General features: G+C 73.3%; 16 protein-coding genes and 1 pseudogene. 14 read left to right on the top strand and 3 right to left on the bottom strand.

Features of this window, described 5'->3' with window-relative positions; translation table 11 throughout:
• Positions 1-255: 255 nt before the first annotated feature.
• From ACFV9M_RS38570 to ACFV9M_RS38540, 7 genes are all read left to right on the top strand, one after another.
• Entirely contained in the window at positions 256-1,089 is an 834-nt protein-coding gene (locus ACFV9M_RS38570; protein WP_385064512.1) for a helix-turn-helix domain-containing protein, read from the top strand.
• Between the two features lie 110 nt (positions 1,090-1,199).
• Complete coding sequence (rimO, locus tag ACFV9M_RS38565) at positions 1,200-2,669, top strand: 30S ribosomal protein S12 methylthiotransferase RimO (RefSeq protein WP_385064515.1); 1,470 nt, start codon at positions 1,200-1,202, stop codon at positions 2,667-2,669.
• Positions 2,666-3,397, top strand: coding sequence for a CDP-diacylglycerol--glycerol-3-phosphate 3-phosphatidyltransferase (pgsA, locus tag ACFV9M_RS38560; RefSeq protein WP_385064518.1), 732 nt, complete (start codon positions 2,666-2,668; stop codon positions 3,395-3,397). Before rimO ends, pgsA begins: the two co-directional genes overlap by 4 nt.
• Positions 3,394-3,939 (top strand): CinA family protein, encoded by a 546-nt coding sequence (locus tag ACFV9M_RS38555; RefSeq protein WP_385064521.1) that lies wholly within the window; start codon positions 3,394-3,396, stop codon positions 3,937-3,939. Before pgsA ends, ACFV9M_RS38555 begins: the two co-directional genes overlap by 4 nt.
• A gap of 109 nt (positions 3,940-4,048) precedes the next feature.
• Positions 4,049-4,429: a helix-turn-helix domain-containing protein gene (locus ACFV9M_RS38550; RefSeq protein ID WP_167997591.1), complete on the top strand. Its 381-nt coding sequence runs from the start codon at positions 4,049-4,051 to the stop codon at positions 4,427-4,429.
• Positions 4,430-4,694: 265 nt separating this feature from the next.
• On the top strand, positions 4,695-5,165 hold the full coding sequence (locus tag ACFV9M_RS38545) for a Dps family protein (protein ID WP_385064524.1): 471 nt from the start codon (positions 4,695-4,697) through the stop codon (positions 5,163-5,165).
• A 219-nt stretch (positions 5,166-5,384) separates the two neighbouring features.
• The gene (locus ACFV9M_RS38540) at positions 5,385-5,678 is read left to right on the top strand and encodes a hypothetical protein (protein ID WP_385064768.1); all 294 of its coding nucleotides are present in this window, start codon (positions 5,385-5,387) and stop codon (positions 5,676-5,678) included.
• A 92-nt stretch (positions 5,679-5,770) separates the two neighbouring features.
• Here ACFV9M_RS38540 and ACFV9M_RS38535 read toward each other — a convergent pair whose 3' ends face one another.
• Together ACFV9M_RS38535 and ACFV9M_RS38530 are read right to left on the bottom strand one after the other, a co-directional pair.
• A complete protein-coding gene (locus tag ACFV9M_RS38535; protein ID WP_385064527.1) occupies positions 5,771-6,613 on the bottom strand; it encodes an Fpg/Nei family DNA glycosylase in 843 nt (280 codons plus the stop codon).
• Between the two features lie 38 nt (positions 6,614-6,651).
• Positions 6,652-11,553, bottom strand: coding sequence for an ATP-dependent helicase (locus tag ACFV9M_RS38530; RefSeq protein WP_385064530.1), 4,902 nt, complete (start codon positions 11,551-11,553; stop codon positions 6,652-6,654).
• A gap of 193 nt (positions 11,554-11,746) precedes the next feature.
• On the opposite strand from ACFV9M_RS38530, the pseudogene ACFV9M_RS38525 reads away from it, so the two are divergent.
• The 3 genes and pseudogenes from ACFV9M_RS38525 to ACFV9M_RS38515 all read left to right on the top strand — a co-directional run.
• Positions 11,747-12,586, top strand: a pseudogene (locus tag ACFV9M_RS38525) (AraC family ligand binding domain-containing protein); the annotation flags it as partial.
• 23 nt (positions 12,587-12,609) lie between these two features.
• Positions 12,610-13,374 carry an AzlC family ABC transporter permease gene (locus tag ACFV9M_RS38520; protein WP_385064533.1) on the top strand — a complete coding sequence of 255 codons (765 nt, stop codon included), beginning with the start codon at positions 12,610-12,612 and terminating at the stop codon, positions 13,372-13,374.
• Positions 13,371-13,679 (top strand): AzlD domain-containing protein, encoded by a 309-nt coding sequence (locus ACFV9M_RS38515; protein ID WP_385064535.1) that lies wholly within the window; start codon positions 13,371-13,373, stop codon positions 13,677-13,679. The genes ACFV9M_RS38520 and ACFV9M_RS38515 overlap by 4 nt, the downstream gene beginning before the upstream one ends.
• 210 nt (positions 13,680-13,889) lie before the next feature.
• On the opposite strand, the gene ACFV9M_RS38510 is transcribed toward ACFV9M_RS38515, so the two are convergent.
• Positions 13,890-14,834 carry a hypothetical protein gene (locus ACFV9M_RS38510; protein WP_385064538.1) on the bottom strand — a complete coding sequence of 315 codons (945 nt, stop codon included), beginning with the start codon at positions 14,832-14,834 and terminating at the stop codon, positions 13,890-13,892.
• 79 nt (positions 14,835-14,913) lie between these two features.
• Between ACFV9M_RS38510 and ACFV9M_RS38505 the strand changes: the two genes are divergently transcribed.
• From ACFV9M_RS38505 to recX, 4 genes are all read left to right on the top strand, one after another.
• Entirely contained in the window at positions 14,914-15,108 is a 195-nt protein-coding gene (locus ACFV9M_RS38505; protein WP_385064540.1) for a DUF3046 domain-containing protein, read from the top strand.
• 60 nt (positions 15,109-15,168) lie between these two features.
• A complete protein-coding gene (locus ACFV9M_RS38500; RefSeq protein WP_385064542.1) occupies positions 15,169-16,425 on the top strand; it encodes an AI-2E family transporter in 1,257 nt (418 codons plus the stop codon).
• 245 nt (positions 16,426-16,670) lie between these two features.
• Positions 16,671-17,798 carry a recombinase RecA gene (gene recA / locus ACFV9M_RS38495; protein ID WP_385064544.1) on the top strand — a complete coding sequence of 376 codons (1,128 nt, stop codon included), beginning with the start codon at positions 16,671-16,673 and terminating at the stop codon, positions 17,796-17,798.
• Positions 17,799-17,801: 3 nt separating this feature from the next.
• Positions 17,802-18,647, top strand: a complete 846-nt coding sequence (gene recX / locus ACFV9M_RS38490) for a recombination regulator RecX (protein WP_385064546.1) — start codon at positions 17,802-17,804, stop codon at positions 18,645-18,647.
• The last annotated feature ends 243 nt before the right edge of the window (positions 18,648-18,890 follow it).

Below are 18,890 nucleotides of genomic sequence, written 5' to 3'. Positions count from 1 at the left end.
GTTTCTTCGCGGGAGCAGCGGGCGTTCGTGACGCACCCGTTAGGGAGCTGTGGGCAACCGTTTCCCCTCGTCGTACGTCAAGTTGAGCGACTGGACAGGTGGGGTGTCCACCCTGGGCTCCGCACCTGGCCCGTCATCGGGATGTCCGGCCATTCCGATGGCGTAAATGCCCCACCGACCGGTTGCCCCTCCCTTTTGCACCCCCCCTAGACTGAACCTCCAGCACAGGTGGCTACACGCTCGAAAGGCGCCCCCGTGTCCCTCGGCAACTCCCCTGAAGACGAGCGTCCGTTCGAAGACGTCTCTGAGGATGCCCGCCCCTCCATCGGCCGCGCCCTGCAGCAGGCGCGCATCGCGGCCGGGCTGACCGTCGACGACGTCAGCACCGCCACCCGAGTCCGTATCGCCATCATCCACGCCATCGAGTCGGACGACTTCGCCCCCTGCGGCGGGGACGTCTACGCCCGCGGTCACATCCGAACCCTGGCCAGGGCCGTCCAGCTCGACCCGGCCCCGCTGATCGAACAGTTCGACGCCACCCACGGCGGCCGTCCGGCACCCACACCGGCCGCACCCCTGTTCGAGGCGGAGCGCATCCGGCCCGAGCGGCGCGGGCCGAACTGGACCGCGGCCATGGTCGCCGCGATCGTCGCCGTGATCGGGTTCGTCGGCTTCACCGCGGTCAAGGGCGGCGACGAGAGCACCCAGGACGTCGCCGACGGCGCCGCCCCGACCACCAGCGCGCCCGCCCCGCCCACCCCCGAGAGCGACAAGAGCCTCGACGAGACGCCCGAGCCCTCCGACAGCGCCATCGCCGCCGCGCCCCAGGACAAGGTGACCGTCCAGGTCAGCGCCACCGACGGCAAGAGCTGGATCTCCGCCAAGGACCACAACGGCCGGCTGCTCTTCGACGGACTGCTCAAGCAGGGAGAGACCAAGACCTTCCAGGACAGCGAGAAGATCAACCTGGTTCTCGGGGACGCCGGCGCGATCCAGCTGTACGTGAACGGCAAGAAGATCGACGACGACTTCCGGCCGGGAGCCGTGGAGAGGCTGACGTACACGAAGGGCGACCCGGAGGCCGGGTGACGGGCGAACCCACCGCGTGAGGGGCCGGCGACGGCCGCCGGTCCCGCACGCGGGAAGATCACCAACCCCGTCGGCGGGGGGTGTCAGCCGGACGAAGTAGTCTTGAGCCCATGCCTGAACGCCGTACCGTCGCACTCGTCACCCTTGGCTGCGCCCGTAACGAGGTGGACTCGGAGGAGCTCGCAGGCCGTTTGGAGGCGGACGGCTGGCACCTCGTGGAGGACGCCGCGGACGCGGACGTCGCCGTCGTCAACACCTGCGGTTTCGTCGATGCCGCCAAGAAGGACTCCGTCGACGCCCTCCTCGAGGCGAACGATCTCAAGGGGCACGGCAGAACCCAGGCCGTCGTGGCGGTGGGCTGCATGGCCGAGCGGTACGGCAAGGACCTCGCCGAGGCGCTCCCGGAGGCCGACGGCGTCCTGGGCTTCGACGACTACGCCGACATCTCCGACCGCCTCCAGACCATCCTGTCCGGCGGCATCCACGCCGCCCACACCCCGCGCGACCGGCGCAAGCTGCTGCCGATCAGCCCGGCGCAGCGGCAGGAATCGGCCGCCGGCGTCGCGCTCCCCGGGCACGCTCCCGCGGACCTTCCCGACGGGCTCGCCCCGGCGTCCGGCCCCCGCGCGCCCCTGCGCCGCCGTCTCGACGGCGCCCCGGTCGCCTCGGTCAAGCTCGCCTCCGGCTGCGACCGGCGCTGCACCTTCTGCGCCATCCCCTCGTTCCGCGGATCCTTCATCTCCCGCCGCCCGAGCGACGTGCTGAACGAGACGCGGTGGCTGGCCGAGCAGGGCGTCAAGGAGATCATGCTGGTCTCCGAGAACAACACCTCCTACGGCAAGGACCTCGGCGACATCCGCCTGCTGGAGTCGCTGCTGCCCGAGCTGGCGGAGGTCGACGGCCTCGAGCGGGTGCGCGTCAGCTACCTCCAGCCGGCCGAGATGCGGCCCGGCCTCATCGACGTGCTGACCTCGACCCCGAAGGTCGCCCCCTACTTCGACCTGTCCTTCCAGCACTCCGCGCCCGACGTGCTGCGCGCGATGCGCCGCTTCGGCGACACGGACCGCTTCCTCGAACTGCTCGACACCATCCGGAGCAAGGCGCCCGAGGCCGGCGTCCGCTCCAACTTCATCGTCGGCTTCCCCGGCGAGTCCGAGGCCGACCTGGCGGAGCTGGAGCGGTTTCTGAACCACGCGCGGCTGGACGCCATCGGCGTCTTCGGCTACTCCGACGAGGAGGGCACCGAGGCCGCGACGTACGAGAACAAGCTCGACGAGGACGTCGTCGCCGAGCGGCTCGCCCAGGTCTCCCGGCTGGCCGAGGAGCTCGTCTCGCAGCGCGCCGAGGAGCGCCTCGGGGAAACCGTGCGCGTGCTCGTGGAGTCGGTGGACGACGAGGGCGTCCACGGCCGCGCGGCGCACCAGGCGCCTGAGACGGACGGCCAGGTGCGGCTCACGTCGGGCGAGGGGCTGGGCGTCGGTCGTATGGTCGAGGCGAAGGTGGTCGGTACGGAAGGTGTCGACCTGGTGGCCGAGCCCCTGCCGGGCTCGATCGGGTGTGGTGAGGAGGCGGACAGATGACGGGTGTCCCGGCATCGGCCGCGGGCGGCGCCTCACCGGCGAAGGGTGCCGCGGCCGCTGCGGGCGCGTCCGCCGACGACGAGACCTCGGGTGCCGGCAAGGCGCCGCGGGCCGGAAAGCTGGCGGCCGCTGCCGTCAACCAGGCGAGCGTCTGGAACGTCGCCAATCTGCTGACGATGCTCCGGCTGGTCCTGGTGCCGGGTTTCGTCGCACTGATGCTGGCCGACGGCGGCTACGACCCGGCGTGGCGTTCGCTCGCCTGGGCGGCCTTCGCCGTCGCCATGATCACCGACCTGTTCGACGGCCATCTGGCACGGACGTACAACCTCGTCACCGACTTCGGGAAGATCGCCGATCCCATCGCCGACAAGGCGATCATGGGGGCGGCCCTCATCTGCCTCTCCGCGCTCGGCGATCTGCCGTGGTGGGTGACGATCGTGATCCTGGGCCGGGAACTCGGCATCACCCTGCTGCGTTTCCTCGTCATCCGGTACGGCGTCATCCCCGCGAGCCGGGGCGGCAAGCTGAAGACCCTCACCCAGGGCGTCGCCGTCGGCATGTACGTGCTGGCGCTGACGGGCTGGCTGGCCACCCTGCGGTTCTGGGTGATGGCCGCGGCGGTCGTGCTGACCGTGGCGACCGGGCTCGACTATGTGAGACAGGCCATCGTGCTGCGCAGGCAGGGGATCGCCGAGCGCAGGGCCGCCGCACCGGAGACGGAAGGGTGAGTTCCACGGCCGCCGACGTGGTCCGACTACTGACCGTGAAGGGCCAGACGCTTGCCGTCGCGGAGTCGCTGACCGGTGGCCTGGTGGCCGCGGAGATCACATCGGTCCCCGGCGCGTCCAAGGTCTTCCTGGGGTCCGTGACGGCCTACGCCACCGCCCTGAAGCGGGAACTGCTCGGGGTCGACGGTGATCTGCTGGCCGCCCGGGGAGCGGTGGACCCGCAGGTCGCGGCCCAGATGGCGGCCGGAGTGCGCAAGGCGCTGGGCGCCGACTGGGGCATCGCGACCACCGGCGTCGCGGGTCCGGACCCCCAGGACGGGCAGCCGGTCGGGACGGTCTACGTGGCCGTGGACGGGCCGTCGGGGGCGGACTCCGGTTCTGCCTCTGGCGGAAAAGTGGAGGCCCTGCGGTTGAACGGCGACCGTGCGGAAATTCGTAGAGAGAGTGTACGGAGCGTACTCGCAGTGCTTCTGAGGGAGCTGGCGGGCGAACAGACCGGGAATGAGCGGGCACAGGATACGGAACAGAACGGGGGGTTTTGATGTTTGCAGCCCTGAGTGAACACGACATCGCTCCCCGCACGGCCGCAGCGCGAGGCGGTACGGTGGGGCGTGAAGGATGCGGCTACGCGGTCCGAGGAGGGAGCCACCGATGATTCTGCTCCGTCGCCTGCTGGGTGACGTGCTGCGTCGGCAGCGCCAGCGCCAGGGCCGTACTCTGCGCGAAGTCTCCTCGTCCGCCCGAGTCTCACTCGGCTATCTCTCCGAGGTGGAGCGGGGGCAGAAGGAGGCTTCCTCCGAGCTGCTCGCCGCCATCTGCGACGCGCTGGACGTACGGATGTCCGAGCTCATGCGGGAAGTGAGCGACGAACTCGCCCTCGCCGAGCTGGCCCAGTCCGCTGCGGCCACCCCCAGTGAGCCTGTGCCCACGCCGGTTCGTCCGATGCTGGGTTCCGTGTCGGTGACCGGTGTGCCACCGGAGCGGGTGACCATCAAGGCGCCCGCCGAGGCGGTGGACGTGGTCGCCGCGTGAGATGTCCCTCGGCGGCTGTGCCGGCCGACGGGTGTGTGCAAGGCGTACGGCATCAGTGCGGGTGAGTCGGTCACCGCGCGTGTGAGGCCCCGGCCGGGGCTTCTCCGGATCAAGCCGGAGGAGAGCGGTCGGGGTTTTTGCCGTTTCGTGGGTTGTCTTGCATCGGTTCGGGTGGGCTTGGATCGGTTCGGGTCCGTTTGCCGGTGGTGCGTGCTGCGGTCATCGTGGAGGGGCATGACGGGAGCCGACCCACCCGGAGGTATGGATGAACGCCGTGAAGAGCCCGCTGTCCGACGCCGATCTCAAGACCGTCGCCGAAGCCCTGCAGGGGGCACTGGTCGATCTGATCGACCTCTCGCTCGTCGCCAAACAGGTCCACTGGAACGTTGTCGGGCCCCGCTTCCGGTCCATCCACCTCCAGCTCGACGACGTCGTGTCCAGCGCCCGCACGCACACCGACGCGGTGGCGGAGCGCTCCTCGGCGCTGGGCGTGTCACCCGACGGCCGGGCGGCTACGGTCGCCTCCCGCAGCGGCATCGACACGGTGTCCCAGGGATGGATCAAGGACGCGGACGCGGTGGGCGCACTGGTGGCGGCGCTCGGTGCGGTGATCACCCGAATGCGGGAACGGGTCGCGGCCACCGAGAGCCCGGATCCCGTGAGTCAGGACCTCCTCATCGGGATCACCGCCGATCTGGAGAAGCACCACTGGATGTTCCAGGCGGAGAACGTGTGATGTGAGGCGTGAAGAGCTGTCCGCCCGACGGTGGAGCGCCCTCCCGGTGGTACGGGCGGGCGCTTCACCGTCCTGCCGGGCCGAAGGAGTGGTCCGCCCGCGTCGGGCCGGTGGCGACGGGGTGGAGATGACGGCCGTGGCGGTCCCGTGGTGACGGGGTGGAGGTGGCGGCTGTGGCGGCTGTGGCGGCCTCGCGGTGACGGGGTGGGCGTGGCGGCTGTGGCGGGCCGGACCGTGAGCCGGGGTGCTTCCCTCGGGCTCGGGGTGCTGTGGTGGTGGGCCGTGCTGCGGCTCGCCGTGGTGCCCGAGGCCGGGATGCTGGAAGGGGCCGTCGCCGCCGGGGGGTGGGGCCTGAGTCTGCTGCCGGTCCACTGTGTGGCCAAGGGGCGGGCGGTGGGGGCGGTTGCCGACGGGCGGTGGGCGGCTGCCTGGCGTGGGGCGCGGGGTGGACGGGCGGTGCCGGAGGGCGGAGGACGGCGCAGGCGCGGCCTCGGCCGCATGCGGCGCCGGTGACGGGCAGGGGGTGCCCGGTGGGGGCGCACGCCCGCGCAGTTTCGCGACGAGCGCGCGGTCGGCTCTGACGGCCCGCCGATCGGCGGGGGCGTCTAAGCGGCCGGATGCGAGCGGACACGGCGGGTGGCCGGGGAGCCCGGGGCCGGGGCGGGTCCCGTCTGACAGCTCGGGCACCAGTATGTCGGACGTTCGCGGGAGCCGTCGCCCTGGTCGGCCACCCGCACGGGCGTCCCGCAGCGCAGACAGGGGCGGCGTGCGCGGCCGTAGACGAAGAGGTCCTGGCCGCGCCGGCCCGTGGTGACGCGGGTGGGGCGGTCGCGGTTCACCTCCAGGAGCCGCTGCGCGAGGACGGGCAGCTTCGCCGCGCGGTCGGCGGGGAGCGCGCCGACGGGCAGCCAGGGAGTGGCGCCGAGAAGGAAGCAGAGCTCGCACTTGTAGACATTGCCGATGCCGGCGAGGTTGCGCTGGTCGAGGAGGGCCTCGCCGAGGGAGCGGGCCGGGTCCGCGAGGAGGTTGGCGAGGGCCAGCTCCGGATCCCAGTCCGAGCCGAGCAGGTCGGGGCCCAGGTGGCCGACGGCCCGCTCCTCCTCGGAGGTGCGCAGGAGTTCCAGGACGGGGAGGCGGTAACCGACGGCGGTGCGGTCGTCGGTGCCCAGGACGGCGCGGATCTGGTGGGCCGGACCGCCCGTCCAGCGCTGGTCGTTCGCGTACACCTTCCAGGAGCCGTCCATCCGCAGGTGGGAATGGAGTGTCAGGCCGCCCTCGACGCGGGTGAGGAGGTGCTTGCCGCGCGGGGTGACGTCCAGGACGGTACGGCCGGTGAGGTCGGCGGTGGCGTACTTCGGAACGCGCAGGTCGGAACGGGTCAGCACCTTCCCCGCGAGGGCGGCGTGCAGCCGCTTCGCGGCCTGCCAGACCGTGTCGCCTTCGGGCATGGGTCAAGAGTGGCACGGGGGCACGGCTGTGCGCGGCGTCAGGCTCTCAGCCTGAGGCCGCGGGGCGTCGCGATGAAGCCGGCACCCTCCAGCAGGGTGCCCAGCGGGGCGGTCAGGGCCGAGGCGCCGTTGACGCGTTCCACGGTGACCGTGCCCAGGGAGCCCGCGCGGGCGGCCGCGGCGAGGGCTTCCGCCGCCGCGTGCAGGCGCGGGTCGTCGCCGGCGGCGCCCTCGCCGTCCGCGGTGGCGGGCCAGGCCAGCAGGGTCTTGCCGCCGCGCTCCATGTAGAGGGTCAGCTCGCCGTCCACGAGCACCACCAGGGATCCCGCCTTGCGCCCGGGCTTGTGTCCGGCGCCGGTGGGCGGCTCGGGCCAGGACAGGGCGGCCCCGTACGCGTTCGCGGGATCGGCCGCGGCGAGCACCACGGCGCGCGACGCGGGGGAGGACGTACGGCGGCGGCGGTCGGAGAATCCCGAGGCGTACGGGAAGCCGTCGCCGCCGCGGGGACCGCCGGCGCCGGGGGAGGCGAGGTCGCGCGGGGAGACGCGGCCGCCCGGTGCGGTGGGGGCCGCCGGGGAGTCGAAGGCTCCGTCGAGTGCGGGTACGTCCCAGCCGAGATCGTCGGAGGGAGCGGTGTCGGGGAAGGCGAAGTCGTCGGGGGCGCCGGTCTCCCGGGCCGGGCCGGGCAGCGTCTCGTCCCGGTCGCGGGCGTTGGCGACCGCGCGGACCCGGTCCACGGCACCGTCCATGGCGAACTGCGCCGCGCCGAGGCCCTCCACCACGTAGCCGCGGCGGGCCTGGCCGCTCTCCTCGAAGACGGACAGGACGCGGTACGTCGCGGAGAAACCGCCCTCGATGCCCTCGGCCGAGACCGCGCCCCGGGTCACCACGCCGTGGCGGTCGAGCAGGGCGCGGGCGACGGCGTGGGCGCGGACGGTGGGGTCGGGTTCGTGGGCCGGCAGGAGCGACCAGCGGCCGGCGACGGTCGGAGGGCCGTTGCGGGACGCCGACCGCGCGGCGGCCGTCAGTGAGCCGTAGCGCCCGCGCGGGACCGCGCGCTTGGCGCGGTGGGCCGTGGAGCCGGCGGTGCGGCCCGAACCCAGCAGGGCGCGCATCGGCGCGAGCGTGTCGTTGGTCAGCCGGCCCGACCAGGCCAGGTCCCAGACGGCGTCGGCGAGTTGCGGGTCGGTCGCGTCGGGGTGCGTGGTCGCGCGGACCTGGTCGGCGATCTGGCGGAAGAACAGGCCGTAGCCGCCGGCCAGGGCGTCCAGGAGGGACTGGTGCAGTGCCGTCAGCTCCAGCGGATGGGGCGCGGGCAGGAGCAGGGGGGCCGCGTCCGCCAGATACAGGGAGACCCAGCCGTCCTTGCCGGGGAGCGCGCCCGCGCCGGCCCACAACACCTCCCCGGAGGCGGTGAGTTCGTCGAGCATCGCCGGGGCGTAGTCGGTCATGCGGGACGGCAGGACGAGCTTCTCCAGGGCGGAGGCCGGCACGGACGCGCCCTGGAGCTGCTCGACCGCGCGCACCAGGCCGTCGACGCCGCGCAGGGCGTGGCCCTTGCCGATGTGCTGCCACTGGGGCAGGAACTGGGCGAAGGCGGCGGGCGGAACGGGTTCGAGTTCGTGCCGCAGGGCGGCCAGGGAGCGGCGGCGCAGCCTGCGCAGGACGGTCGCGTCGCACCACTCCTGGCCGATGCCGGCCGGGTGGAACTCCCCCTGGACGACCCGGCCGCCCGCCGCGAGGCGCTGGAGGGCGCCCTCGGTGACCGCGACGCCCAGGCCGAAGCGGGTGGCGGCGGTGGTCGACGTGAACGGGCCGTGGGTGCGGGCGTACCGCGCCAGAAGGTCGCCCAGCGGGTCCTTCACCGGCTCGGTGAAGGCCTCCGGGACTCCGACCGGGAGGGCGGTGCCGAGGGCGTCGCGCAGCCGGCCCGCGTCCTCGATCGTCGCCCAGTGGTCGGCGCCGGCGATCCGGACCCGGATGGCGCGGCGGGCGGCCGCCAGCTCACGGGCCCAGCCGGGTTCCGCACCGCGCTCGGCCAGCTCGGCGTCGGTGAGCGGGCCGAGCAGGCGCAGCACGTCCGCGACGCCCTCGGCGTCCTTCACCCGGCGGTCCTCGGTCAGCCACTGGAGCTCCCGCTCCAGTTCGGTGAGCACCTCCGCGTCCAGCAGCTCGCGCAGCTCCGCCTGGCCGAGCAGCTCGGCCAGCAGGCGCGAGTCCAGGGAGAGGGCTGCCGCACGGCGCTCGGCGAGCGGGGAGTCGCCCTCGTAGAGGAACTGGGCGACGTAGCCGAACAGCAGGGAGCGGGCGAAGGGGGACGGCTCCGGGGTGGTGACCTCCACCAGACGCACCCTGCGGGACTCCAGGTCGCCCATCAGCTCGACGAGCCCCGGGACGTCGAAGACGTCCTGGAGGCACTCGCGGACCGCCTCCAGGACGATCGGGAACGAGCCGAACTCGCTCGCCACCTGGAGCAGCTGGGCGGCGCGCTGGCGCTGCTGCCACAACGGGGTCCGCTTGCCGGGGTTGCGGCGCGGCAGCAGCAGGGCGCGGGCGGCACACTCGCGGAAGCGGGCCGCGAACAGGGCGGAGCCGCCCACCTGGTCGGTGACGACCTGGTCGACCTCGCCCTTGTCGAAGACGACGTCCGCCGCACCGACCGGCGCCTGCGAGGCGTCGTACTCCGCGCCCGCCTTCAGCGGCTCCTGGTCGAGCAGGTCCAGACCCATCAGGTCGGCGTCCGGCAGGCGCAGCACGATGCCGTCGTCGGCGTGCATGACCTGGGCGTCCATGCCGTACCGCTCGGAGAGCCGGGCGCCGAGGGCGAGGGCCCAGGGGGCGTGGACCTGGGCGCCGAAGGGGGAGTGCACGACGACCCGCCAGTCGCCGAGTTCGTCGCGGAAGCGCTCCACGACGATCGTGCGGTCGTCCGGGACGTGGCCGCAGGCCTGGCGCTGTTCGCTCAGATAGGAGAGCACGTTGTCGGCCGCCCAGGCGTCCAGTCCGGCGGTGAGCAGGCGCAGGCGGGCGTCGTCCTCGGGCAGGGAGCCGACCTCGCGCAGGAAGGCGCCCAGCGCGCGGCCCAGTTCCAGCGGGCGGCCCAGCTGGTCGCCCTTCCAGAACGGGAGACGGCCGGGGACACCGGGGGCGGGGGAGACCAGGACGCGGTCGCGGGTGATGTCCTCGATGCGCCAGGAGCTCGTGCCCAGGGTGAAGACGTCGCCGACCCGGGACTCGTAGACCATCTCCTCGTCGAGCTCGCCGACCCGGCCGCCGCCTTTCTTCGGGTCGGCGCCCGCGAGGAAGACGCCGAACAGGCCGCGGTCGGGGATGGTGCCCCCGGAGGTCACCGCGAGCCGCTGCGCCCCCGGGCGGCCGGTGATCGTGCCCGTGACGCGGTCCCACACCACGCGCGGGCGGAGTTCCGCGAAGGCGTCGGAGGGGTAGCGGCCGGCGAGCATGTCGAGGACGGCCGTGAAGGCGGATTCCGGCAGCGAGGCGAAGGGCGCGGCACGCCGGACCATGGCGAGCAGGTCGTCGAACGGCCAGGCGTCCATCGCGGTCATGGCGACCAGTTGCTGGGCGAGGACGTCCAGCGGGTTCGCGGGGACCCTGAGGGACTCGATGGCGCCGGTGCGCATGCGCTCGGTGACCACCGCCGCCTGGACGAGGTCGCCGCGGTACTTGGGGAAGACCACACCCGTGGAGACGGCTCCCACCTGGTGGCCGGCCCGGCCGACGCGCTGGAGGCCCGAGGCCACGGAGGGCGGGGACTCGACCTGGACGACGAGGTCGACCGCGCCCATGTCGATGCCCAGCTCCAGGCTGGAGGTCGCCACGACGGCGGGGAGCCGGCCCGCCTTGAGGTCCTCCTCCACCAGCGCGCGCTGCTCCTTGGAGACCGAGCCGTGGTGGGCGCGTGCGATGACCGGCGGGGCGCCCTGGGCCGCGCCGGAGCCGCCCATCAGCTCCGCCGGGGCGTGGTGCTGGTCGAGCGGCTCGCCGGTGGCCCGCTCGTAGGCGATCTCGTTGAGGCGGTTGCACAGGCGCTCCGCGAGGCGGCGGGAGTTCGCGAAGACGATCGTGGAGCGGTGCGCCTGGACGAGGTCGGTGATCCGCTCCTCGACGTGCGGCCAGATCGAGGGGCGCTCCGCCCCTTCGGAGCCGTCCGCGACCGGGGAGCCGCCCAGCTCGCCCAGGTCCTCGACCGGGACGACGACCGAGAGGTCGAACTCCTTGCCGGACTCGGGCTGGACGATCTCCACCTTCCGCCGCGGGGAGAGGTAGCGGGCCACCTCGTCGACCGGACGGACGGTCGCCGAGAGGCCGATGCGGCGGGCCGGCCTCGGCAGGAGCTCGTCCAGGCGCTCCAGCGAGAGCGCCAGGTGGGCGCCGCGCTTGGTGCCGGCCACGGCGTGCACCTCGTCCAGGATCACCGTCTCGATGCCGGTCAGCGCGTCGCGGGCGGCCGACGTCAGCATCAGGAACAGGGACTCCGGGGTGGTGATCAGGATGTCCGGGGGGCGGGTGGACAGGGCCCGGCGCTCGGCGGCGGGGGTGTCGCCGGAGCGGATGCCGACCTTGACCTCGGGCTCGGGCAGCTCCAGGCGCACGGCTTCCTGGCGGATGCCGGTCAGGGGGCTGCGGAGGTTGCGCTCCACGTCGACGGCCAGGGCCTTGAGCGGGGACACGTACAGCACGCGGCAGCGCTTCTTCGGGTCGGCCGGCGGGGGCGTCGAGGCCAGCTCGTCCAGGGCGGCGAGGAACGCGGCGAGCGTCTTGCCGGAGCCGGTCGGGGCCACCACCAGCACGTCCGAGCCCTCGCGGAGGGCCTGCCACGCGCCCGCCTGGGCCGCGGTGGGCGCGGAGAACGCCCCCGTGAACCAGGCGCGGGTCGCGGGGGAGAAGCCGTCCAGGGCTCGGTGCGCGTTGCTGACCATGCGTCCATCGTGCACCCGGGGTCTGACAACGGGGCCGGGGCGGGGGTGCGGGGGCGGGGCGGCGCGCCGGGCCGGTGTCGGGCCGGTGTCGGCGGGGGCACCCCGGGCCGGGCCGGGGCAGGGAGCGCCGGGCGTGCGGGGCCGGACGGAGGCCGCGCGGAAGGGTGCGCGGAAGGGTGCGCAGAATGGGGGTATGGCGGGATCGGGTGAGGTGGCGCGGCACTGGCGGTACGCCGAGCTGCCCGGGGTCGACCTGCTGCGCGCCCGGTACGTGCGGAAGAACTTCGTACGGCACACCCACGAGCACTTCGTGATCGCCGGGATCGCCGAGGGCGTGGAGGTCTTCCACCACGGTGGGGCCGATCAGTACGCGGGAGCCGGCGCGCTCGCGCTGGTCAACCCCGATACGCCGCACACCGGACGGGCCGGGGTCCCCGAGGGGTGGCGGTACGGGGCCGTGTACCCCTCCGTGGAGGTCGTGGCCGGCATCGCCGCCGAGACGACCGGTCTGCGCGGCACGCCGGGCTTCGTGCGCCCGGTGCTCGACGATCCGCAGGCCGTCCAGCTCGTGCACCAGGTGCTGCGGGCCGCCGACGAGGGCAACGCGCTGGCCGCCGACACGCTGCTGCGGGTGGCCGTGACGCGGCTGCTGCGGTCGAACGGCGGATCACTGCCCGTTCGGCGGGTGCGTACCGCCGGGGGTCTGGCCGCCGCACGCGCGCGTGCCGTGCTGGAGGAGCGGATGGCCGACCCGCCGACGCTGGAGCAGCTCGCGCGGGAGCTGGAGACCGGTCCGTTCGCGCTGCTGCGCGCGTTCCGCGACACCTACGGGATGCCGCCCCACACCTGGCTCACCGACGCGCGGGTCCGCCGGGCGCGGCGGCTGCTGGACGCGGGGAGGGCACCCGCGGAAGCGGCCCTCGCCGTGGGGTTCACGGACCAGCCGCACCTCAACCGTCACTTCGCCCGGATCGTGGGAGTACCGCCGGGCGCCTACCAGCGGGAGCGCAAGAACGTACAAGACGCGCGGCGGTGACCGCTCCTACCGTCCGACGTGTGGCGGAACAGGCAGAAGCAGTACGACAGACAGCTCGCTCGGACACCGACGACGGCCGCCGGTACGGCAGGCCCGACGCCGCCGTCGTACGGGACGCCCTCGGCGTCGGGGTCGCCGTCGGCCTCTCCGGGTTCGCCTTCGGGGTGACCGCGGCGGGCAGCGGCCTCACCGTGTGGCAGACCTGTGCGCTCAGCCTGCTGGTGTTCACGGGCGCGTCCCAGTTCGCGCTCGTCGGGGCGCTCGCGGCGGGAGGCAGTCCCTTCACGGCGGCCGCCGGCGCCTTCTTCCTGGGCGTGCGCAACGCGTTCTACGGCCTGCGCCTGTCGCAGGTGCTGGCCCTTCCGCGCGCGGTGCGTCCGTTCGCCGCCCAGTGGGTGATCGACGAGACGACGGCCGTCTCGCTGGCGCAGCGCGACCGGCGGGGTGCGCGGATCGGCTTCGCGGTCACCGGGCTCAGCCTCTATGTGCTGTGGAACCTCACCACGCTGCTGGGCGCCCTGGGGGCCGAGGCACTCGGGGACACCGGCGCCTGGGGGCTCGACGCGGCCGGGCCGGCCGTCTTCCTGGCGCTGCTCGCCCCCATGCTGAAGACCCGCACCGACCGGGTCGCGGCCGCTCTCGCGGTCGTGCTGGGACTCGGTCTGCTGCCCGTCCTGCCCGGCGGTGTGCCGGTCCTGGTGGCCGCGCTCGCCGCACCGCTCGCCCTCTGGGGCGAGGGCCGTCGCACGGGGCGGACGCGGAACCGTCAGGAGGACGGGCGATGAGCATCTGGATCGCGATCGTGGCGACCGCCCTCGGCTGCTACGCCGTCAAGCTCGCCGGGCTGCTCGTTCCCGCCGGGGTGCTCGAGCGGCCCCTCGTGCGGAGGCTCGCCGCCCTGCTGCCCGTGGCCCTGCTCGCCGCCCTCACGGCCCAGCAGACGTTCGCCGACGGGCAGGCGCTGGTGCTGGACGCGAGGACGGCGGGGCTCGCCGCGGCCGCCGTGGCGCTCGCACTGCGGGCGCCGTTCCTGCTCGTCGTCGCGGCGGCCGTGGTGGTGACGGCCGGGGTGCGGGCAGTCGGGGGGTGAGGGCGGTTGGGGGTGAGGGTGGTTGGGGTGCGGGCCGTCGGGGGTGAGGGCGGCTGGGGTGCGGGCCGTCGGGGGTGAGGGGCGGGGCGGTCGCCGGAGGGCGACGGCCGGGGTGCCGGCCGTCGGAGGACGGTGGTGACGTCGGGCGGTGGAGGTGGTGGAGGCGGCCGGGCCGGCCGGCCGCGGTGCGGATGCGGAGGGGGGCCGGCGTCAGCCGATGGGGCGGCCGTACGACCTCAGGGTGCGCAGGGCTTCGATGGTCACGACGGGACGTGCCTCCAGGGCGGTTCCCGGTGCCCAGCGGCGCCAGCGGATCGGCCAGCCGCCGTCCTCCTGCTGGTCGGCGGCGAGGAAGTCCAGGGACCGCTCCATCTCGTCGTCGGTGAACCACGCGCGCGCGAGAGAGCCGGGCGTGCGGGCGTAGTCGTACGGGAAGTGGTGTTCGCCGGGGGCGTAGCCGGGTGGGACCGGGTGCGTGTCGCGGCGGTCCGGGTCCAGCACGGCGAGCCGGTGGGCCCGGACCAGGCGGCCGAGACGGTCGGCGGCCGCCTCCGCGCGCGGGCGGTCGGGCGCGGAGTCGAGAAACGCCACGGCGGCCTGGATCTCGTAAGGGTGGGACGTCTCCAGGGAGTCCACCGCCTGCCAGCAGAAGTCGGTGGCCCTGAAGAGCCAGGCGTGCCAGACCTCGTTGCGGTGCAGGACGCCCACCGCCGGACCGGTGGCCAGCAGCTCGCTGGGAGGGTCGTCCACGATCGGGACGAACGGGGCGGCGGGATAGCCGCGCTGGCTGGGACGGATCGCCGGGAGCGCGCCGTCGGGATTGGAGACGGCGGTGAGGTAGCGGCACACCTGTTCCACGCGCCGGCCCGCGCAGCGGCCCAGCGAGTCCAGGACGCGCAGGGCGCGCACCACGTGCAGGGGCTGGCTGACGGGGCCGCGCAGATCGGGCTCCAGCGCGTGGCCGTACCCGCCGTCCTCGTTGCGGTAGGCGTCGAGTGCGGTCTCCGCGGGTTCGGCGCCGCCGTGCAGGAAGTGGTGCGCGAAGAGGCGCTGCTCCAGCACGCGCGCGGTGAGCCAGACGAAGTGCTCGGCGCGGAAGAGCGGGGTGGGCGCCGGGGGCGTCGGGGGGAGTGGGGATGCTCCGGTTTCGGCCATGGAGCAGACCGTAGGACGGAAAGCGGTGTCGGCAGGAGGTCCCGGCCGGGGCCACCCCCGGGGGCGGGATACTGGTGTCATGCGGTTGACGGTCTTCTGGCAGCGGATGGCGGAGCACTTCGGTACGGGCTACGCCGACACCTTCGCGCGCGATCACGTGATGGCCGAGCTCGGCGGGCGGACGGTGCACGAGGCGCTGGCGGCCGGCTGGGACGCGAAGGACGTGTGGCGCGTGGTGTGCGCGGTGATGAACGTTCCGCAGGAGAAGCACTGATCAGCGGTGAAGATCGCAGAGGGCTCTCCGATTGTCGGTGCGGTGGGCGAGACTTGAGCCGTGGCACCCACTGACGAGCCCGGGCAGGCCGGCCCGCACACCTCCCCGTCGGACACGACGCCCCCCGCCCTGCCCGCGGCCGACGGCGTGGCCGCGTCGGGCGCGCGCATGCCGCGATGGCTTCCGCGCGCGATGGTGCTCGCCCTCGCCCTCGTCGGGGTGTTCCAACTGGGCACCTGGGCCTTCCACCAGGTCATAGGCCTGCTGATCAACGTCCTGATCGCGTTCTTCCTGGCCCTGGCCATCGAACCCGCGGTGAGCCGGATGGCCGCCCACGGCATGCGCAGGGGCCTTGCCACCTTCCTGGTCTTCCTCGGCCTGCTGGTCGTGGTCGCGGGCTTCTTCACGCTGCTCGGCTCGATGCTCGCGGGACAGATCATCAGGATGATCGAGGGCTTCCCGGAGTACCTCGACTCCGTGATCAACTGGATCAACACGACGTTCCGCACCGAGCTCAGACGCGTGGACATCCAGGAGGGCCTGCTCCACTCGGACTGGCTGAAGAGGTACGCGCAGAACAGCGCCGCCGGCGTCCTGGACGTGTCCACGCAGGTCCTCGGCGGTCTCTTCCAGCTGCTGACGATCGCGCTGTTCTCGTTCTACTTCGCCGCCGACGGACCCCGGCTGCGCCGCGCGCTGTGCTCCGTCCTGCCGCCCGCGCGGCAGGCCGAGGTGCTGCGCGCGTGGGAGATCGCCGTCGACAAGACCGGCGGCTACCTGTACTCGCGCGGGCTGATGGCGCTGATCTCCGGAGGGGCCCACTACGTCCTGCTGGAGGCGCTCGGCATCCCGTACGCGCCGGTCCTCGCGGTGTGGGTGGGGGTGGTGTCGCAGTTCATCCCGACCATCGGCACGTACCTCGCGGGCGCGCTCCCCATGCTGATCGCCTTCACGGTCAGTCCGCTGTACGCGGTGTGGGTGCTGATCTTCGTCGTGGTCTACCAGCAGTTCGAGAACTACATGCTCCAGCCCAAGCTGACCTCGAAGACCGTCGACATCCACCCCGCCGTGGCCTTCGGCTCGGTCGTCGCCGGCACAGCCCTCCTCGGCGCGGTCGGCGCGCTGATCGCCATCCCCGCGGTCGCCACACTGCAGGCGTTCCTGGGCGCGTACGTGAAGCGGTACGACGTCACGGACGACCCCCGGGTGCACGGCCACCGCAGACGGGGCGAGGGGCCGGGGCCGCTCACGCGGGCGCGACAACTGTGGTCGAGGTCGAGGGAGCGCTTCGCGGGACCGGGACGCGAGTCCGGCTGACGAGAGGTGCGGGGCGTACCTGTCCGGGCGGTGCCCGGTGTGCCGTGTGGTGCGCTTGACACAGAAATCGAACATCTATTCTTATTGGGGTTCCGGCGGGGCTCTCGGTGGGGATTTCGTCCTGCTTTGGGTAGGAAGACAACCGAGTTATCCACAGGCCGAACCGGCGTCGGGGCGCATTGTCAGTGGCAGGCGTTAGCGTCTTTGACGTGAAGCGATCGACTCAAGCAAACCGGGTGGAACCCATGGCAGGAACCGACCGCGAGAAGGCCCTGGACGCCGCACTCGCACAGATTGAACGGCAATTCGGCAAGGGCGCGGTCATGCGCATGGGCGAGCGGTCCAGGGAGCCCATCGAGGTCATCCCCACCGGGTCGACCGCGCTCGACGTGGCGCTCGGCGTCGGCGGTCTGCCGCGTGGCCGCGTCGTGGAGATCTACGGACCGGAGTCCTCCGGTAAGACCACGCTGACCCTGCACGCCGTGGCCAACGCCCAGAAGGCCGGCGGCCAGGTCGCGTTCGTGGACGCGGAGCACGCCCTCGACCCCGAGTACGCGCGCAAGCTCGGCGTCGACATCGACAACCTCATCCTCTCCCAGCCCGACAACGGCGAGCAGGCCCTGGAGATCGTGGACATGCTGGTCCGCTCCGGTGCCCTCGACCTGATCGTCATCGACTCCGTCGCCGCGCTCGTCCCGCGCGCGGAGATCGAGGGCGAGATGGGTGACAGCCACGTCGGTCTGCAGGCCCGTCTGATGAGCCAGGCACTGCGGAAGATCACCAGTGCGCTCAACCAGTCCAAGACCACCGCGATCTTCATCAACCAGCTCCGCGAGAAGATCGGTGTGATGTTCGGCTCCCCCGAGACCACGACCGGTGGCCGGGCGCTGAAGTTCTACGCCTCGGTGCGCATCGACATCCGCCGCATCGAGACGCTGAAGGACGGCACGGAGGCGGTCGGCAACCGCACCCGCTGCAAGGTCGTCAAGAACAAGGTCGCGCCGCCCTTCAAGCAGGCCGAGTTCGACATCCTCTACGGCCAGGGCATCAGCCGCGAGGGCGGACTGATCGACATGGGCGTGGAGCACGGCTTCGTCCGCAAGGCCGGCGCCTGGTACACGTACGAGGGCGACCAGCTGGGCCAGGGCAAGGAGAACGCCCGCAACTTCCTGAAGGACAACCCCGACCTCGCCAACGAGATCGAGAAGAAGATCAAGGAGAAGCTGGGCGTCGGTGTGCGCCCGGAGGAGCCCGCCGCCGAGCCGGGCGCGGACGCCGCGGCTGCCACGGGTACGGCCGCCGACGACGCCAAGACGGTTCCCGCTCCCGCCGCCAAGGCCGCCAAGACCAAGGCCGCGGCTGCCAAGAGCTGACCCGTGACACGACGAACGGACTGGGCCGAGTACGACGCCCACCCCGGCATCCCCCGGGAGCCGGGGAGTTGGGACGGCGGCGGCCTCGCCCCGGGTGGCGACGACCGGCCGGCCGACGGCCGCCGCCACAGGAGCGACGGAACCGACGGCGACGGCCGGCGCCGTGACGGCAGGAGTGGGTGGGGCGGCGCCCGGGCCCAGCGGGGCGGGGAGGACGGCCGGAGCGGCGAGGGCGGCCGGGGCGGTACACGCGGCGAGCGTGGACGCCGTCGGCGCGGCTCCGGGGAACCGTCCACCGAGGACGAAGGCACCTTCACCTCGTCGAGGGCCGAGAAGGGGGAGCCTTCAGGGGACCCGGCTGAGCGGGCACGGGCGATCTGCCTGCGCCTGCTCACCGGGACCCCGCGTACGCGGAAACAACTCGCCGACGCGCTGAGCAAGCGGGAGATCCCGGACGACGTGGCCGAGGAGGTGCTCTCCCGGTTCGAGGAGGTCGGGCTCATCAACGACAGCGCCTTCGCGGACGCCTGGGTGGAATCCCGGCACCACGGCCGGGGACTGGCCCGGCGTGCGCTGGCGCAGGAACTGCGGACCAAGGGCGTCGACTCCACGCTGATCGACGAGGCGGTCTCCCAGCTCGACTCCGAGCGTGAGGAGGCGACCGCCCGCGAACTAGTCGACCGCAAACTGCGCTCGACCCGCGGCCTCGACCGCGACAGACGGCTCCGCCGCCTCGCCGGGATGCTCGCGCGCAAGGGCTACTCCCAGGGCATGGCCCTGCGCGTGGTACGGCAGGCGTTGGAGGAGGAGGGCGAGGACACGGAGTTCCTCGAGGACGGGGACTTCTGAGGCCTCCGGTCCCCGGCCTCCGGCCCCCGGTCCCCGGCCTCCGGCTTCTGGTCCCCGGCCTCCGGCCCTGGGCCCCGGCCTCCGGCTTCTGGGCCCCGGCCTCCGGCCCTGGGCCCCGGCCTCCGGCCCTGGGCCCCGGCCTCCGGCCCTGGGCCCCGGCCTCCGGCCCTGGGCCCCGGCCTCCGGCCCTGGGCCCCGGCCTCCGGCTCTGGGCCCCGGCCTCCGGCCCTGGGCCCCGGCCTC

Source organism: Streptomyces sp. NPDC059895 (assembly GCF_042731035.1).
Lineage (GTDB): Bacteria > Actinomycetota > Actinomycetes > Streptomycetales > Streptomycetaceae > Streptomyces.
This window is presented reverse-complemented; position numbering and strand designations above follow the sequence as displayed.

What these genes read in the sequence shown, in the direction of transcription:
- ACFV9M_RS38545 (WP_385064524.1), top strand. Translation starts at nt 4,695, where the DNA reads ATGAACGCCGTGAAGAGCCCGCTGTCCGACGCCGATCTCAAGACCGTC.
- ACFV9M_RS38515 (WP_385064535.1), top strand. Translation starts at nt 13,371, where the DNA reads ATGAGCATCTGGATCGCGATCGTGGCGACCGCCCTCGGCTGCTACGCC.
- pgsA (WP_385064518.1), top strand. Translation starts at nt 2,666, where the DNA reads ATGACGGGTGTCCCGGCATCGGCCGCGGGCGGCGCCTCACCGGCGAAG.
- ACFV9M_RS38510 (WP_385064538.1), bottom strand. Translation starts at nt 14,834, where the DNA reads ATGGCCGAAACCGGAGCATCCCCACTCCCCCCGACGCCCCCGGCGCCC.
- ACFV9M_RS38535 (WP_385064527.1), bottom strand. Translation starts at nt 6,613, where the DNA reads ATGCCCGAAGGCGACACGGTCTGGCAGGCCGCGAAGCGGCTGCACGCC.
- rimO (WP_385064515.1), top strand. Translation starts at nt 1,200, where the DNA reads ATGCCTGAACGCCGTACCGTCGCACTCGTCACCCTTGGCTGCGCCCGT.
- ACFV9M_RS38550 (WP_167997591.1), top strand. Translation starts at nt 4,049, where the DNA reads ATGATTCTGCTCCGTCGCCTGCTGGGTGACGTGCTGCGTCGGCAGCGC.
- ACFV9M_RS38505 (WP_385064540.1), top strand. Translation starts at nt 14,914, where the DNA reads ATGCGGTTGACGGTCTTCTGGCAGCGGATGGCGGAGCACTTCGGTACG.
- ACFV9M_RS38530 (WP_385064530.1), bottom strand. Translation starts at nt 11,553, where the DNA reads ATGGTCAGCAACGCGCACCGAGCCCTGGACGGCTTCTCCCCCGCGACC.
- recA (WP_385064544.1), top strand. Translation starts at nt 16,671, where the DNA reads ATGGCAGGAACCGACCGCGAGAAGGCCCTGGACGCCGCACTCGCACAG.